A 15,183-nucleotide genomic window follows, 5' to 3' on the forward strand; every position below is an offset into this window, starting at 1 on the left:
GGATGGCTGCCGATCTGGATTTATTTCGAGCTCAACGAATTACACCCCTGTAGCAGCAACTTCGTGCCGCTTCCCCCGGGTTGAAACAAACCGCTTATTCAGAATTGTCCGAACTGCGCACAGCCTGAGTCGGATTCACCCTGTAGCGTCGAAGAAACACCAGTCCGACGCCGATCGCGGTCAGGATAACGGACGCCAGTTCGGGCCATACACCGATTCGGGTAGCGATTGTCGTCGTGTCGCGCAACGGTAGCTGGGCCACCAGCGCGGCGGGGACGACCTGCTCGGTACGCTGACTGAGCACGCCATCCGCGGTGATGATCCCGCTGACCCCCGTGGTTGCTGCGACCACGAGCGCGCGCCCGTGCTCGACCGCGCGCACCCGCGACATGGCGAGTTGCTGATAGGTCATCTCGCTCTCACCGAAGGTGGCGTTGTTGGTCGGTACCGTCAGCAGTTGAGCGCCCGCGGCGAGAGATTCCCGAAATGCCCGATCGAAGGCGACCTCGTAACAGGTCGCCACGCCGATCGGCACGCCGGCGGCCGTGACCGTTCCGTCACCATCACCGGGCACGAAATAGCCCGCGCGGTCGGCATAAGAAGAGAACAAACGGAAGAAACCACGCATCGGCAGGTATTCGCCGAACGGCTGGATGATCTTCTTGTCGTGCCGCTCCCCCGGCCCCGCCGTACCGTTCCACACGATCACCGAGTTGGTGGTCGTGCGGTCACCGTTCACCAGGACTGCGCCGACCAGGATCGGGGCGCCGATGCGCACCGAGGCTTCGGTGATCTCGGCGGCGGCGTCGGCATTGCGCAGTGGATCGATATCGGAGGAGTTCTCGGGCCAGATCACGATGTCGGGCCGCGCGGCCTGGCCGCGGGTAACGGCGTCGGCCAGCTCCTCGGTGCGCCGGACGTGGTTGTCCAGCACCGCACGGCGCTGAGCGTTGAAGTCGAGCCCCAGCCGCGGCACGCTGCCCTGGATGGCGGCGACCGTGATCGTCCGGATGCCCGCGTCCGGGGCGGGCAGCGTCGGCCGCAGGATCACTCCGGCCAGGGGCATGATAGCCACGGCTACCACGGCGGTGGCAAATCCGGTGCGCACGGCGCGGGTGTCCGGGCGCGGCGCGGGGGTGCGCGCCCACGCACGCAGGCGCAGTGCCAACGCGGCGAGACCGGTGCCGGTGAGAGCGACGCCGAAGCCGACCAGCGGCGCACCACCATAGGCGGCCAGCGGCAGATACCAGCCGTCGGCTTGCCCGAACGCGACACGCCCCCAAGGGAATCCACCGAACGGGAAACTCGACCTGACCCATTCGCTCGCGGTCCACGCCAGCGCGAGCCACACCGGCCAGCCCGGCAGCGGGCTCAACCACCGGGCGAGCACACCCCACAGCCCGAAGTACACCGCGCACACCGTCGAGAGCGCCAGCCACGGTAAGGGCCCCACATAGATCCCGGTCCACGGCAGCAACGGCACGAAGAACCCCAGCCCGCCGAGCATCCCGTACCCGAACCCGCCGCGCAGCTTGCCCGGGCCACGCACCACGAGCGCGAGCAGCGCGATCGCCACCGGCGCGAGGAACCAGAACGGGCGGGGCGGGAAGCTACCGAACAGCAACAGCCCACCCGCGACGGCCGCGAGCACCCTCGAAGCCATCGGGGAGAACCGGGAACGCGTGGTGTGGGTCGCACCCGGATCTCTCTCGCCTGCCGCTGATACCGGTTCGTCGGCGCCGTCGGCTGCGGAGTCGGGGCGGTTACCCATCGCGGGTTCGATCATGGTGTGCTGCTCCGTGATTCGTTGCAAGCGTCGGGTCAGGCGGGGTAGATCGTGGTGCCGTCGCGCACCGTGCGCAGGCAGGTCGGCAGGTCGGCACCGGGGTCGAGGCGTGGGAGGCCGGGGACACGGGATCGGGGGTCGGTGGACCACCGTTGCACGGTGTCGGCGGCCGCGGCGACGACGAGGTCGCCCGCGTCCCACACGGCATAGGAAGCGGGGGCGCCGGGGACCAGCGTGCCCGCCATGCCGTCGCGCACGCCGCCGGCGCGCCAGGCGCCGCGGGTGGCGGCGGCGAACGCGGCGCGCGGGGACAGTCCGTGGCCCGCGGTGCGGTGGTGGACGGCCGCGCGCACCTGTTCCCACGGGTTCATGGCGGTCACAGGTGCGTCGGAGCCGATGGCGAGGGAGATGCCCGCCGCCGCCATCGCCGAGAACGGGTTGAGGCCGGCGGCGCGCTCGGCGCCGAGGCGGGTGGCGTACATCCCGTCGGGTCCGCCCCAGGCGGCGTCGAAGCCGGGCTGCACGGACGCGATCACACCGAGCGTGGCCAGTTGCGCGATCGCGGACGAGTCGGTCATCTCCGCGTGCTCCACCCGGTGCCCGCGTGACGCGATCGCCGGCCCACCGAGTTCGGCTGCGACACGGGCGAATCCGGCGACGACGGTGTCCATGGCGGCGTCGCCGATCGCGTGGAAGCCCGCCTGGATCCCGGCCTCGGTGCACGCGCGAAGGTGCGCGGTGATCGCGTCTTCGTCGAGGAAGCTCGTGCCGCAGCCCGCGGCGTCGGCGTAGGGCTCGCGCAGCAGGGCCGTGTGTGAGCCGAGCGAGCCGTCGACGAACAGGTCGCCACCGAGTGCGTGCACACCGAGCTCATCGATCAGCGCACGCGCTTCTTCCGCGGTGCGCACGGCCTGACCCCAGTAGGCGCGCACGGCCACGCCGTGTTCGAAGGCGAGCAGTTCGCCGATGTCGTCGCGCCCGGAGATATCGGGCCCCGCGCATTCGTGGACAGCGACGATGCCGTGCGCGGCCGCCGCGTCGAGGGCAGCCTTGCGGGCCGAATCACGCTGGGCGCGAGTGAGTTCCGCGAGTGCGACCGTCCGAACCCGGTGGTGGGCATCGGCGCGCAGCAGTTCCCCGCGCCGATATCCGTCGCCGAGGTCACCCGCCGCGTCGAGCAGCGCCGAGGACGCCACGGCCGAATGCGCGTCGACGCGTGCCAGGTAGACGAGCCTGCCCGAACCGGCGGCCTCGTCGAGTTCGGCGACCGTCGGCGGACGCTGCTCGGGCCAGCCGGTGTCGTCCCAGCCTTCGCCGATGATCACTCCGTCCGGCTGGTTCGCGGCGTGCGCCCGGACCGTCTCGAGCAGGGCGGACAGGGATCCGGCGCCACTGACGTCGAGCCCGGTCAGCTGCAGTCCCAGCGCGGTGACGTGCACGTGCGGATCGACGAACGCGGGCGCCACGAACGCACCGTCGAGGTCGATGATCTCCGCATCGGGATGCATCGCACGCCCGGGCGCCTCGGCGCCCAGCCACACCACGGTGCCGTCGGTGACCGCCATCGCGGTCGCGTCCGGGGAACTGGAACTGTAGAAACGACCGCCGATCAGCAACTGGGTACTCACGGTGCCCCAGTCTGCCGTATCGACCGATCGTCACCTCGGCAGGGACAGTCTCAGCTCGGCGGCGAGACAGGTCAGGTCGGCAGCGACAGTGCGGCGCGCACGTCGGCGTCGCCGAACCCGGCGGGACAATGCCCACCCGCCTCCACGGCGATCATTTCCAACCGCCATGCGGCGGTGGTGAAGTCCGACATCGACTGTCCGGCAGCGGCGCTCGCTCTGCGCACCGCGTCGGCCAGTTCCTCGCTCACCGTGACGGTGATCTGCTCGGGGGCCATGCCGGTACTGTAGACCCTTCGCCGCCGGGCGCGGGCATGTCCGTGGAGACAGCGTCGAATCAGGCGGAGCCGAGCGCGCGCGGGCCGGCGGTGTGACCGTCGTCGTACCACTGCCCGACCACGGTGCCGTCGACCACATCGCCGTCGGCATCGACGACCATCCCGCGATACGGCGAGGGCGCGAACGAGGGCAACGGACCGAAGCGCCGGGTACCGAGCTTCTCCAGTGCCGGTCGCAGCAACGCCCTGGTCGGCGGGAACAGCGCAAGCAGGCCGACGAGTCCGGTGACCAGACCCGGCACGAACAGCAGCACCGATCCGGTGGCGACGATCACCCCGTCGGCGACCGCGCTCTCGGCGGTCACCTCACCGCGGGAGGCCCGCCGGAATCGGTCGAACACCCGCCTGCCCTGCCGTCCGAGCAGCACCAGTCCCACGCCCGACACCGCGACGAGCACGACCAGCGCCCAGCCGATGCCGATCAGCTGGGCGAGACCGACGAGGGCGGCGATCTCGACGACGAGGTAGACGACGAACAGCAGGGCGGTCATGGCGATCCTTTCGGACGATCTATCCCCTCAACGCACGAGCGCCCGATTTTTCTCCCGAGCGGCAAGCGAGCTCAGCCACCGGGCCGCACGAGCCCGGTTTCGTAGGCCAGCACCACCGCCTGCACGCGGTCGCGCAAGCCGAGTTTGGTGAGCACCCGGCCGACGTGTGTTTTCACCGTCGCCTCCGACAGGAACAGCACCGCGGCGATCTCGGCGTTGGAGCGGCCGGCCGCGATCTGTTCGAGCACTTCGCGTTCGCGTGTGGTGAGGACGTCGAGGATCTTCGGGTCGCGCAGCGTCGTCGGGTTCTCGGCGACGAGCCGGTCCAGCAGTCGCTTGGTGACCTTGGGTGACACCACCGCGTCGCCGGCGGCGACGCTGCGGAGGGCCGAGACGAGGTCCTCGGGCGGGGTGTCCTTGAGCAGGAATCCGCTCGCACCGGCGCGCAGGGCGCCGAGAGCGTGTTCGTCGAGATCGAAGGTGGTCATGACCAGCACACGCACGCCCTCCCCCGCGGCCACGATCCGCGCGGTGGCGGTCACCCCGTCGACGACCGGCATCCGCACATCCATCAGCACCACATCGGGGCGCAGTTCGCTCGCCCGCCGCACGGCCTCGTCACCGTTGCCCGCTTCGCCGATCACCTCGATGTCGGGGTGCGCGCCGAGCACCATTTTCAAGCCCATCCGCATGAGTTCCTGATCGTCCACCACGAGCACGCTGATCGGCATTGCCCCACCATAGTGGGATCGGAGGGTCAGTTCCGGACGGAGATCGCCCGGTAGATCAGTCGGTCTCCGCGCGCAGCGGCAGGTTCGCCCGTACCCGCCAGCGGCCGTCGTCGAGCCTGCCCGCGTTCAGGGTGCCGCCGAGCACCGCGACCCGTTCGCGCATCCCGACCAGTCCCATCCCCGCGCCGGGAATCTCGGTACCCGGGCTCGCCTGCGCGGGGACGCCGCCACTGTCGGTGATCTCGACGAGGATGTCCTGGTCGCGCCGGTGCACCCGGACCACGGCCTTCGGCTCCGCCCCCGCGTGGCGCAGGGTGTTGGTGAGCGATTCCTGCACGATGCGGTGCACCCCGAGGCTCACCTCGGGGGAGATGTCGTCGAGTTCACCGGTCAGCTCGAGGTCAACGGCAAGGCCCGCCTCGCGCATCATCTGGGCCAGCTTCGCGATCCCCGCGCTCCCGTGTTGTGGCAGCAGTTCCGGTGCGTGCTCGGTTCGCAGCAGGGCGACGGTACGGCGCAGTTCGCGCAGGGCGTCGCGACCGGTACCCGCGATGGTGGCGAGGGCGCGTTCGGCGGTGTCGGGGTCCTGGCGCAGGGCGTATTTGGCACCGTCGGCCTGCACGATGATGACGCTCACCGCGTGCGCGATCACATCGTGGAGTTCGCGGGCGATGCGGGTGCGTTCGGCGGCGACCGCGTCGTGCGCGCGACGTTCCCTGTCGTAGTCGGCGACCGCGAGGCGGGCCGCGACCTCGGCGTCGTAAGCGTGCCGGGCGCCGTTGAACTCGGCCAATGTCCAGCACAGCGCGTAGATGAGCCCGACCATCGCCAGATCGCCACCCCGCGGCTCGTCGAGCAGCACGACCGACGCCGCCAGGTCAAGGGCGAGGAAGGCGAGATAGACGATCCCGTCACGCCGCCCGACATAGGCGACGAGCGTGTAGAGCATCACCCCGAGCCCGATCAGCGCGACGTGGTCGGCGGCCTGATCGTCGAGCAGGTAGCCGATCAGCGTGTTCAGCGACGACAGCACCAGCATCGCCGCCGCCACGGCCCGCGGGTACACCCGGCGCAGGACCAGCGGCAACGGCACGATCACCGAGAAGATCAGATAGACGACCTTGTTGCGTTCGTCGCCCACCCCGAGGGCGTCGAGGACCAGGAGCAATCCCGCGAGAATCGAGTCGGCGACGATGGGTCGTCCGCGTAGCCACAGGCTGAACCGGCGCACGGGGCCAAGCGTAGCCCCGGCTGGCTTTCCGGCCGTGATCTTGATTGCCTGGACGCGTGCAACTCGGCGACTGGACGGTCCTGCTGGTGGCCGCGGCGGCGGCGGGCTGGGTCGATGCCGTGGTCGGCGGCGGTGGGCTGATCATTCTGCCGACGCTGTTGCTCGTCGTCCCCGGCATCGCACCGCAGACCGCGCTCGGCACCAACAAACTCGCGGCCCTGGCAGGTACCGCGACCGCGGTGGCGACCTTCGCGCGCAAGGTGCCGATCCAGTGGACGGTGCTGCTGCCCGGTGCCGTGATCGCCGCGATCACGGCACCGTGCGGCGCGGCGGCGGTGTCGCTGATCGACCGTGACCTGTTCATCCCCCTGGTGATGGTGGTGCTCGTCGGGGTGGCGGTGTTCGTGACCGTGCGACCCTCGGTCGGCCTGACGATGGCCACCCATCCACCCACGCGGCGCAAGGTGATCCTGGTGGTCGGCCTCGCCGCCGGTCTGATCGGCCTCTATGACGGGCTGCTCGGACCAGGGACCGGCACCTTCCTGATCATCACCTTCGCGACGCTGCTCGGCACCGAGTTCGTGCGGGCGGCGGCGATGGCGAAGGTGATCAACTGCGGGTCGAACGTGGGTGCCCTGCTGTTCCTCGGCTCCACCGGCCACATCCTGTGGGGTCTCGGTGCGGGCATGGCGGTGGCCAATGTCGCCGGTGCGCTGATCGGTTCGCGGATGGCACTGGCCAAGGGCGCCGGGTTCGTTCGGATCGTGTTGCTGGTCGTGGTGGTGGTGATGGTGATCCGTTTGGGGTGGCAGCAGTTCGGTTAGCGCACCGGTTCCGGTGGTGCGCAGGCGGCGAGCCAGGGCTGCAGAACTCGCGAGGTGGTCTCGTGGATCTTGCGGTGCAGGCGTTCGCCGTCGTCGATGCCGTGCTGTGGCTGCTGGAACAGCACTGTCAGCGCTCCCGATACCGCGCCGACCACGGCACCGACCAGAGCCGCGGCACCGACCTCGTCGAGTTCGTGCGGGAACGCAATATGCAACTGGTGGGCGATCTCGCGCTGCGCGACCAATTGCGCGTGCGCGGCGCGACCACTCACCGAGGGGACGGTCCGCGAGACCAGCGCCCGCAGCGCGGCCACCCGCGAACTGACGTCGTCGACGAGGCGTTCGCCGGGGTTGTCGCCCGCGGCGCGCAAGGCCCGCAGCAACACCTCCACGGGTCGCTCACCGGGCCGGCGCGTGGCGATGGCGGCGACCGCCGCGCGCACCCGTTCGTCGCTCTCGGGGAAGAGCAGTTCTTCTTTGCTCGCGAAGTAGTTGAAGAAGGTTCGGGTGCCGACCTCGGCCTCGGCCGCGATGTCGGCGACGGTCGTTTCCTCGTACCCTCTGGCCTCGAACAATTCGACGGCGGCCACGAGGATCGCACGGCGGGTTCGTTCCCGTTTTCGATCGCGCAGGGCAGATGGCGGCACGGCGGGCACCCTACGGCATTTCGGGCACCGCTCGCGGGAGGAACCGGAGTCCGCGCGTCACCGCAACGACTGCCGGAACCGGCTTTTCGCGCACAACGGCACGCAGCGCAGGTGCACGACAGGCAAGCAGGCAGCCGATGCATCGACCCGACATGATGTGCGCCGGATCCGGTTCCGGCGCACATGTGTCGGTGGCACCGGTTAGCGTGGGTCCGGTGAGGGATACCACGACTTCCAGAGATGTGGACGAGGAGTTCCGCGCGCTCGGGCTCGCCGCACTGGCCGAGGCCGCCCTGTCGGCGGCCCGCGCGGCCGGCGCGGAGCATGCCGATCTGCGCGTGCAACGGTTGGTGATGCAGTCGATCCGGTTGCGCGACGGTCGCGTCGAAGCGGCCACCGACGCGACCGTGCTGGGGCTGGCGGTGCGCGTGATCGTCGACGGCACCTGGGGTTTCGCCTCGCACGCCGCACTCACGCCCGAGATCGCCGCCGAGGTCGCGCGCCGCGCGGTGACCGTGGCAAGAGCGCTGCGGTCGCTGAACCGCGAGCACGTCGAACTGGCCGACGAGCCACGCTATGACAATGTCTCGTGGGTCTCGGCCTACGAGCTCGACCCGTTCACGGTGCCGACGGCCGACAAAGTGGCGCTGCTGCAGGACTATTCGGAACGCCTGTCCGCCGCCGACGGTGTCGACCACGTCACTGCCTCGGTCCTGCAGGTCAAGGAGCAGACGTTCTACGCCGACACCGCGGGCTCGTCGATCACCCAGCAACGGGTGCGCCTGCACCCCCAACTGGAGGCTGTCACCGTCGATTCCGCGTCGGGGGTGTTCGAGACGATGCGCACCCTCGCCGCGCCCGCGGGCCGCGGCTGGGAGTACGTCACCGGTGCCGACGGAACCTGGGACTGGACGGGCGAGCTGGCGCAGATCCCCGGCTGGCTCGCCGAGAAGGTGAAGGCGCCCAGCGTCGTCGCGGGCCCCACCGATCTGGTGATCGACCCGACGAACCTGTGGCTGACGATCCACGAATCCATCGGCCATGCCACCGAATACGACCGTGCGATCGGTTACGAATCCGCGTACGCGGGTACCTCGTTCGCGACTCCCGATCAGCTCGGCACGCTGCGGTACGGCACGCCGATCATGCACGTCACCGGTGACCGCACCCAGGTCAACGGCTTGAGCACCGTCGGTTACGACGACGAGGGCGTGGCGGGCCAGCAGTGGGATCTGGTGCGTGACGGCGTCCTGGTCGGCTACCAGCTCGACCGCGTGTTCGCCCCGCGTCTCGGGCTCGACCGCTCCAACGGTTGCTCGTACGCCGATTCGCCGCACCATGTTCCGATCCAGCGGATGGCGAACGTGTCTTTGCAGCCCGATCCCGAGCGTGACACCAGCACCGCCGAGCTGATCTCGCGGGTGCAGGACGGCATCTACATCCTCGGCGACAAAAGCTGGTCGATCGATATGCAGCGCTACAACTTCCAGTTCACCGGTCAGCGATTCTTTCGCATCCGCAACGGCGAGCTCGACGGACAGCTGCGCGATGTCGCCTACCAGGCGACGACCACCGATTTCTGGGGGTCGATGGAAGCGGTCGGCGGGCCGAGCACCTGGCAGCTCGGTGGCGCGTTCAACTGCGGTAAGGCACAGCCCGGTCAGGTGGCGGCGGTGAGCCACGGCTGCCCGTCGGTCCTGGTACGCGGGGTCAATATTCTCAATACCCGGACGGAGGGTGGTCAGTGAGCGAGGGTCTGTTCCCGGCGGGCGCGGTGGTCGAGCGTGCGCTGGCGGCGTCGAAAGCCGACGAGGCGATCGTGATCGTCACCGACGCGCACGAGGCGTCGCTGCGGTGGGCCGGCAACTCGATGACCACCAACGGTTCGTCGATTTCGCGGGATTGGGCGGTGATCTCGGTGTTGCGTGACGGCCCGAATTCCGCGCGGGTCGGCTCCATCGGCTCCACCAGCGTCGATCCCGCCGAGATCGAGTCCGTGGTGCGTGCCAGCGAGGAGGCCGCGCGCACGGCCGCCCCGGCCCGCGACGCGATGCCGCTGCTCGAACCCACCGACGACGACACCGCCGAATGGGATCAGGTCCCTGGCGCCACCGAGATCGAGGTGTTCGCCGGGTTGGCGCGTGAGCTGTCCACCGGATTCGACGGCACCGACCGCCTCTACGGTTTCGCCCACCACCAGGTGCACACCACCTGGCTGGGTACCTCGACCGGTGTCCGCCGCCGGTTCAGTCAGCCGACCGGTTCGGTGGAGATCAACGGCAAGCGTGGCGAGGGCAAGGATCTGGCGAGCGCGTGGGTGGGGGTCGGCACCGCCGATTTCACCGACGTCGACACTCCGGGCCTGCTCGCCGAGCTGTCACGGCGCCTGGACTGGTCCAAGCGCCGTATCGAACTGCCCGCGGGCCGCTACGAGACCCTGTTGCCGCCGTCGTCGGTCGCCGATCTGATGATCTATCTGGCCTGGAGCATGGAGGGCCGTGGCGCGCACGAAGGCCATACCGCGTTCTCCCGCGCCGGCGGCACGAGGATCGGTGAGCGGCTCAGCGATATTCCGCTGACCCTGTACTCCGACCCGAATGCGAGCGGTCTCGAATACCGGCCGTTCGTGGCGACTCCGTCGTCGTCGGAATCACTGTCGGTGTTCGACAACGGCCTGTCCGCCCAACGTGTCGACTGGATCGGTGACGGGGTCATCGAATCGCTCGTCTACCCGCGCGCCACCGCCGCCGAATTCTCCGCCCCCGCAACGATTCCCGGTGAGAACCTACTGCTCACCGGCGGCGGCAGCGCGTCATTGGACGACATGATCGCCCGCACCGAACGCGGCCTTCTCCTCACCTGCCTGTGGTACATCCGCGAGGTCGACCCCGCCACCCTGCTCCTGACCGGTCTCACCCGCGACGGGGTCTACCTCGTCGAGGACGGCCAGGTGACCGGCGCGGTCAACAACTTCCGTTTCAACGAAAGTCCACTCGACCTGCTGCGCCGGGTATCGGAAGCGGGTGCCACCGAGATCACCCTCCCCCGGGAATGGAAGGACTGGTTCACCCGAACCGCGATGCCCCCGCTGCGCATCCCCGACTTCCACATGTCCTCGGTGAGCCAAGCGACCTAGCGGGTACAGGCGCGCACCGATCGGCAGCCGTTGCGCCTTGTCGGCACGAAGGCGGAGAACGTCCATCCCGTTGGCCTGTGTCGACGGGCGACCAGACCTGGTCGTCGGCGCGGCGCGTGAAAGCATGACCGGGTGACTCGTATCCGGATGTTCGCCACCGACCTCGACGGCACACTGCTGCGTTCCGATCGAACCGTCTCACCGCGCACCGCCGCGGCCATGGCCGCGGCGCAAGCGGCGGGCATCGAGGTGGTGTGGGCGACGGCGCGGGCGCGCCATTCGGTGCACGAGCTGGCGCAGTCGTGCGGTTTCCGCGGTAAAGCGGTGTGCGCCAACGGCGCTGTGCTGCTCGACCTCGCCGACGGGACACCGCAGATCATCGACACCGTCTCGATCGACACCGGCGCGGCGGGCGCGGTGATGGCCCAGATCCGCGACCGGATTCCCGGTGTCGTCTTCGCCAATGTCGGCGCCACCAGGTTCATCGCCGAGCCCGCCTATGCCGCCCTGTGCACGTTCGCCGATCATCACCGGCACCCGCACGACATGGAGTTGTCGCAGACCTTGCCGACGGGCCTCGAGGCGATGGTGAAGATCGTGGCCCGACATCCCGAGCTACCCGGCGCGCAGTTGTACCGGACGGCGGTGGCCGTCGGGATCACCGGCGTGGAGCTGACCCACTCCGGTGCCGCGTATATGGAGATGGCCGCCGAAGGTGTGTCGAAGGCCAGTGCCCTGGCCCGGTTGTGCGCGCTCGACGGCATCGACCTGTCGGAGGTGGCGGCCGCGGGTGACGCGCTCAATGATGTGGCCATGCTGACGTGGGCGGGAACCGCGCTGGTTCCGGCCAACGCGGTTCCCGAGGTCATCGCACTCGCCGACCGGGTGCTCCCGACCAACGACGAGGACGGCGTCGCCTGCTATCTGGAGGAATTGGCGAGCTCGTCACCGGGCGATCGGACTACCTGACCGAGGCCGGTGCCCGCCCCACGCTGAGGTGCAGGATCGTGTCCGCCGCGCTGACGGTCCCCGCGTCCAAGGGGAAGTATCCCTGTTCCGGGGTGATGTCGGTGCGAGTGTGGCCGTGGCCGAGTTCCGCGGCCGGGATCAAACCCCAGGTACTGATCCGGTTCTGGAGGGTGTTCTCGTAGGTACCCGGCTCGGGTTCGCCGAGTTCGAGGCCGTCACTGCGCCCCAGACTGCCCAGGATCACGCGATACCGCACTCCCAGGAGCGACCCGACGATCGCCCCCGCACCGGACCAGGTGAGTTCCATCGGTCCCATCCGCATGATGCTCGAGTTCCGTTGCAGGTGCAGGTTGTGCGAGTACACCAGGGTCGGCCCACGGCGTGCTTCGAGGGCGCGGATATCGAGAAGATTCTGGGCCATGAGCGCGTCGCGGGTGGCGGCCAGGCTGTTCCATCGCACCGCGTCCTCGCCGGGCTGCGCGGCCTGCCGGTGATAGCGGAGCAGACCCAGTCCGGCGGTGAGATGTATTGCGGCCCTGTGCCATTCGGCCCGTGATGTGGACGCGATCCGTTGCGGGGCGCGCGTGTAGAGCAGGGTGAGCAGATCGTCGGCGATGACGCGCAGCCGGTCGGCTTCGACGGCGGCACCGACCGAGGCGGCCGCGTTCATGACCGCTTCGGTGCGGCTCCACTGCTCGTCGTCGCCGACCAGGTCGGTGATATCGAGGTCGAGTTCCAGGTAGTCGCGGGCGAATTCGAGGTAGGGCCGGGGGCTGGGCGCGCTCATGGTCTCCATCGCGGCGTCGAAGCCGTAGAACCCGACCTGCTCCGCGGCCGGCTTGCCGGCGTTGTGGTCGCGCAGCCAGGCGACAAGGTCCCTGTTGCCCGCGAGCTCACCGAATTCGTGCGAGAACCCGGTCCTCATCACCTCGTCGAGAGTGCCCTGCCCATGGCGAACGAACTCGTCCACCGCGAGCGCCGCGACCCGGTCCGTTTCGAGAGCGATCGACCCGAACCCACTCTCCACCAACGCAACGACAAGATCATTGCGGACCGCGGCGAAGCCGGGTTCTTTGTGAGTCGGCTCGCCGAGCGCGAGCAGTTCACAGGACTGCGGTACGAACTCCCTAATTTTCTGGCTCATGTGTATCAATCGTATCGTTGAAAGAACCGTTGAGACTTAAGCAGTATCTGGGCGCTGGCAATCCGGTAAAGTCTCAAATCAGTGAGAACCCTACGACCATCCGACCTGGCCCGCGAGCACGGCCTCTCGACCCAGGCTGTCCGCAATTACGAGCAGGACGGTTGCCTGCCACCGGCCGAGCGCACACCCACCGGCTACCGGATCTACACCGACCTTCACGCGAGCGCGCTGCGCACCTACCTCACCTCGATCCCCGCCTACGGTCACGCGAACGCGGGCCACATCATGCGCGCGCTGCACGCTGACGACCTCGACAAGGCCCTCACGATCATCGACACAAGTCACGGTCAACTACTTCGAGATCGCGAAACGCTCACCTCGGTCCGCCGCGCAGTCGACCATCTCGCCGCCGAATCTGATTCTCGCGCGACTATTTCCGACGACACGCGAACAATCGGCGAACTCGCGCACCAGCTCCGAGTGACCCCCGCCACCCTCCGAGCATGGGAAACGGCCGGGATCCTCACCCCCGCTCGCGACCCGGCCACCGGCTACCGCCGGTACGGCCGCACCGACCTCCGCGACGCCGAACTGGCTCACCTGCTACGCCGCGGCCACTACCGCCTCGACCACATCGCCGGCGTCATCAACCAGATTCGCGCCGCGGGCAGCACCGAAGGATTGGCGACCGCCCTCGACAGCTGGCAAGCCACACTCACCACCCAGGGCGTCGCCATGCTCGACGCCGCCGCCGCGCTGAGCCGATATTCCGCCGCCCTGCGCCGCTAGTCTGGAGTGACCATGCCTGATCTCCGCGGAATCAATCACCTGACGCTCGCGACCACCGACCCTGATGGACGCCCGGTGGACATCCGGGCGCATCGTCCCCGCCGCGATGCGCCCGCCTGACCTCGTCAGACCCGTTCGAGCACTGCCGACGCGCCGATCCCGCCTGCCGCGCAAATCCCCAGCAGCGCAGTCTCTTTCCCGGTGCGAGCCAGCTCTTCGGCCATGGTGGTGACCATCCGGGCACCAGTGGCGCCGAAGGGGTGGCCCAGCGAGATCGAGCCCCCGTGCACGTTGAGCTTGTCGATGTCCACGGTGCCGACCGGCTCGTCACGGTCGAGGCGGGCTTTGGCCCATTCGGCGCTCTCCAGCATCCGCAGCACCGAAAGGGTCTGTGCGGCAAAGGCTTCGTGGATGTCGACCAGGTCGATGTCGGCCAGGGTCATGCCCGCCTTGTCGAGGGCGCGCGGCATCGAGATCGCGGGGCCGATGAGTACCTGATCGGCGGGATCGACACTGACGAAACTCCACGACCGGAAGGCTGCCAGCGGGGTGAACCCGAGGGCGCGCGCCTTCTCCTCGCTCATCAGCAGCACCGCCGACGCACCGTCGGTGAGCGGGCTGGCATTGCCCGCGGTGACCGTGCCGTTCTTCTCGAACACCGGCTTCAGGGTGGCGAGTTTCTCGATGCTCGTGTTCGCGCGGACCAGTCCGTCGGTCTCGATCAGCGTGCCCGACGGCGTGGTGACCGGCACGACCTCGTCGTCGAATCGTCCCGAGGCGATCGCGGCCGCGGCCCGCTGGTGCGAGCGGGCGGCGAAAGCATCCTGATCAGCGCGGGAGATCCCGTTGATGCGGGCCATCTTCTCCGCGGACTCGCCCATCACCTCGCCGGTGGTGCGCTCGGAGATCTTGGGCTGGCGCGGCAGGATGTCGGTGAACGGCGCGAGCTGCCGGACCACATCGAGGTAGTCCATCGGCTTGGGCTTGCCCAGTGCCACCGGTGCGACCGCGTGCACGACCTTCTGCGGCAGCTTGATCTCGGCATTACTGGTGGAATCACTACCACCGGCGATCATGATGTCGTACTCGCCACGTTCGATCGCCGCGGCTGCCGAGGTCACCGCCTGCAAACCCGACGCGCACGCGCGGGTGACCGTGTACCCCTCGCAACCGAAGTCCAGGTTCAGGTCGAGGGCGACCTCCCGCGCGATATTCGGCGCATGACTGGGCAGGACCACCCCGCCCCAGACAATGGACTGGATCTCGCTAGGTGCGATCTGAGTCCGCTCGATCAGCCCGCGCACGGCCGCACCGGCCAGGGCGATGCTGTCGAGGCGGGTGAAGTCGGTGAACGCGCGCACGAACGGGGTCCGTACTCCCGCGACGACGACGGCTCGGTTGCGTTTGTCGGCCATGTGGATCCCTTCGGAAGTTCTGCCGGTTACTCACAGTAACCGATACCGGCGGTTCTA

The 15,183-nt window shown here is 68.9% G+C and carries 14 protein-coding genes; 5 read left to right on the plus strand and 9 right to left on the minus strand.

Features of this window, described 5'->3' with window-relative positions; all coding sequences use genetic code 11:
- Window positions 1–94: 94 nt before the first annotated feature.
- From lnt to ACTWPB_RS23260, 6 genes are all read right to left on the minus strand, one after another.
- Window positions 95–1,663, minus strand: coding sequence for an apolipoprotein N-acyltransferase (gene lnt / locus ACTWPB_RS23235; protein ID WP_446226452.1), 1,569 nt, complete (start codon window positions 1,661–1,663; stop codon window positions 95–97).
- 158 nt (window positions 1,664–1,821) lie between these two features.
- Window positions 1,822–3,414, minus strand: coding sequence for an amidohydrolase (locus ACTWPB_RS23240; RefSeq protein WP_446222669.1), 1,593 nt, complete (start codon window positions 3,412–3,414; stop codon window positions 1,822–1,824).
- Between the two features lie 71 nt (window positions 3,415–3,485).
- Window positions 3,486–3,689, minus strand: a complete 204-nt coding sequence (locus ACTWPB_RS23245; protein WP_446222670.1) for a hypothetical protein — start codon at window positions 3,687–3,689, stop codon at window positions 3,486–3,488.
- 59 nt (window positions 3,690–3,748) lie between these two features.
- The gene (locus tag ACTWPB_RS23250) at window positions 3,749–4,240 is read right to left on the minus strand and encodes an FxsA family protein (RefSeq protein WP_446222671.1); all 492 of its coding nucleotides are present in this window, start codon (window positions 4,238–4,240) and stop codon (window positions 3,749–3,751) included.
- 71 nt (window positions 4,241–4,311) lie between these two features.
- Entirely contained in the window at window positions 4,312–4,971 is a 660-nt protein-coding gene (locus ACTWPB_RS23255; RefSeq protein ID WP_446222672.1) for a response regulator, read from the minus strand.
- Window positions 4,972–5,026: 55 nt separating this feature from the next.
- Window positions 5,027–6,202 (minus strand): sensor histidine kinase, encoded by a 1,176-nt coding sequence (locus ACTWPB_RS23260; protein ID WP_446222673.1) that lies wholly within the window; start codon window positions 6,200–6,202, stop codon window positions 5,027–5,029.
- A 56-nt stretch (window positions 6,203–6,258) separates the two neighbouring features.
- On the opposite strand from ACTWPB_RS23260, the gene ACTWPB_RS23265 reads away from it, so the two are divergent.
- The gene (locus ACTWPB_RS23265) at window positions 6,259–7,026 is read left to right on the plus strand and encodes a sulfite exporter TauE/SafE family protein (RefSeq protein ID WP_446222674.1); all 768 of its coding nucleotides are present in this window, start codon (window positions 6,259–6,261) and stop codon (window positions 7,024–7,026) included.
- On the opposite strand, the gene ACTWPB_RS23270 is transcribed toward ACTWPB_RS23265, so the two are convergent.
- Complete coding sequence (locus ACTWPB_RS23270; RefSeq protein ID WP_446222675.1) at window positions 7,023–7,673, minus strand: helix-turn-helix domain-containing protein; 651 nt, start codon at window positions 7,671–7,673, stop codon at window positions 7,023–7,025. The genes ACTWPB_RS23265 and ACTWPB_RS23270 overlap by 4 nt on opposite strands.
- Window positions 7,674–7,915: 242 nt before the next feature.
- Between ACTWPB_RS23270 and ACTWPB_RS23275 the strand changes: the two genes are divergently transcribed.
- The 3 genes from ACTWPB_RS23275 to ACTWPB_RS23285 all read left to right on the plus strand — a co-directional run bounded on the left by ACTWPB_RS23275 (window position 7,916) and on the right by ACTWPB_RS23285 (window position 11,778).
- Window positions 7,916–9,421, plus strand: a complete 1,506-nt coding sequence (locus ACTWPB_RS23275; RefSeq protein WP_446226453.1) for a TldD/PmbA family protein — start codon at window positions 7,916–7,918, stop codon at window positions 9,419–9,421.
- A gap of 8 nt (window positions 9,422–9,429) precedes the next feature.
- Window positions 9,430–10,809 (plus strand): metallopeptidase TldD-related protein, encoded by a 1,380-nt coding sequence (locus ACTWPB_RS23280; protein WP_446226454.1) that lies wholly within the window; start codon window positions 9,430–9,432, stop codon window positions 10,807–10,809.
- A gap of 132 nt (window positions 10,810–10,941) precedes the next feature.
- Window positions 10,942–11,778, plus strand: coding sequence for an HAD family hydrolase (locus ACTWPB_RS23285; protein ID WP_446222676.1), 837 nt, complete (start codon window positions 10,942–10,944; stop codon window positions 11,776–11,778).
- On the opposite strand, the gene ACTWPB_RS23290 is transcribed toward ACTWPB_RS23285, so the two are convergent.
- Entirely contained in the window at window positions 11,771–12,922 is a 1,152-nt protein-coding gene (locus tag ACTWPB_RS23290) for an erythromycin esterase family protein (RefSeq protein ID WP_446222677.1), read from the minus strand. The genes ACTWPB_RS23285 and ACTWPB_RS23290 overlap by 8 nt on opposite strands.
- An 81-nt stretch (window positions 12,923–13,003) precedes the next feature.
- Here ACTWPB_RS23290 and ACTWPB_RS23295 point away from each other — a divergent pair, with 81 nt between their 5' ends.
- The gene (locus ACTWPB_RS23295) at window positions 13,004–13,711 is read left to right on the plus strand and encodes a TioE family transcriptional regulator (protein ID WP_446222678.1); all 708 of its coding nucleotides are present in this window, start codon (window positions 13,004–13,006) and stop codon (window positions 13,709–13,711) included.
- A 125-nt stretch (window positions 13,712–13,836) separates the two neighbouring features.
- Here the strand turns inward: ACTWPB_RS23295 and ACTWPB_RS23300 are convergent, their stop codons facing one another.
- Window positions 13,837–15,126 (minus strand): acetyl-CoA C-acyltransferase, encoded by a 1,290-nt coding sequence (locus ACTWPB_RS23300; RefSeq protein WP_446222679.1) that lies wholly within the window; start codon window positions 15,124–15,126, stop codon window positions 13,837–13,839.
- Between the last annotated feature and the right edge of the window lie 57 nt (window positions 15,127–15,183).

The organism is Nocardia sp. IBHARD005, from assembly GCF_052814245.1.

Excerpts from the sequence above, each read along its gene's own strand:
- ACTWPB_RS23255 (WP_446222672.1), bottom strand. The coding sequence starts at position 4,971 with ATGCCGATCAGCGTGCTCGTGGTGGACGATCAGGAACTCATGCGGATG.
- ACTWPB_RS23250 (WP_446222671.1), bottom strand. The coding sequence starts at position 4,240 with ATGACCGCCCTGCTGTTCGTCGTCTACCTCGTCGTCGAGATCGCCGCC.
- ACTWPB_RS23290 (WP_446222677.1), bottom strand. The coding sequence starts at position 12,922 with ATGAGCCAGAAAATTAGGGAGTTCGTACCGCAGTCCTGTGAACTGCTC.
- ACTWPB_RS23300 (WP_446222679.1), bottom strand. The coding sequence starts at position 15,126 with ATGGCCGACAAACGCAACCGAGCCGTCGTCGTCGCGGGAGTACGGACC.
- ACTWPB_RS23245 (WP_446222670.1), bottom strand. The coding sequence starts at position 3,689 with ATGGCCCCCGAGCAGATCACCGTCACGGTGAGCGAGGAACTGGCCGAC.
- lnt (WP_446226452.1), bottom strand. The coding sequence starts at position 1,663 with ATGGCTTCGAGGGTGCTCGCGGCCGTCGCGGGTGGGCTGTTGCTGTTC.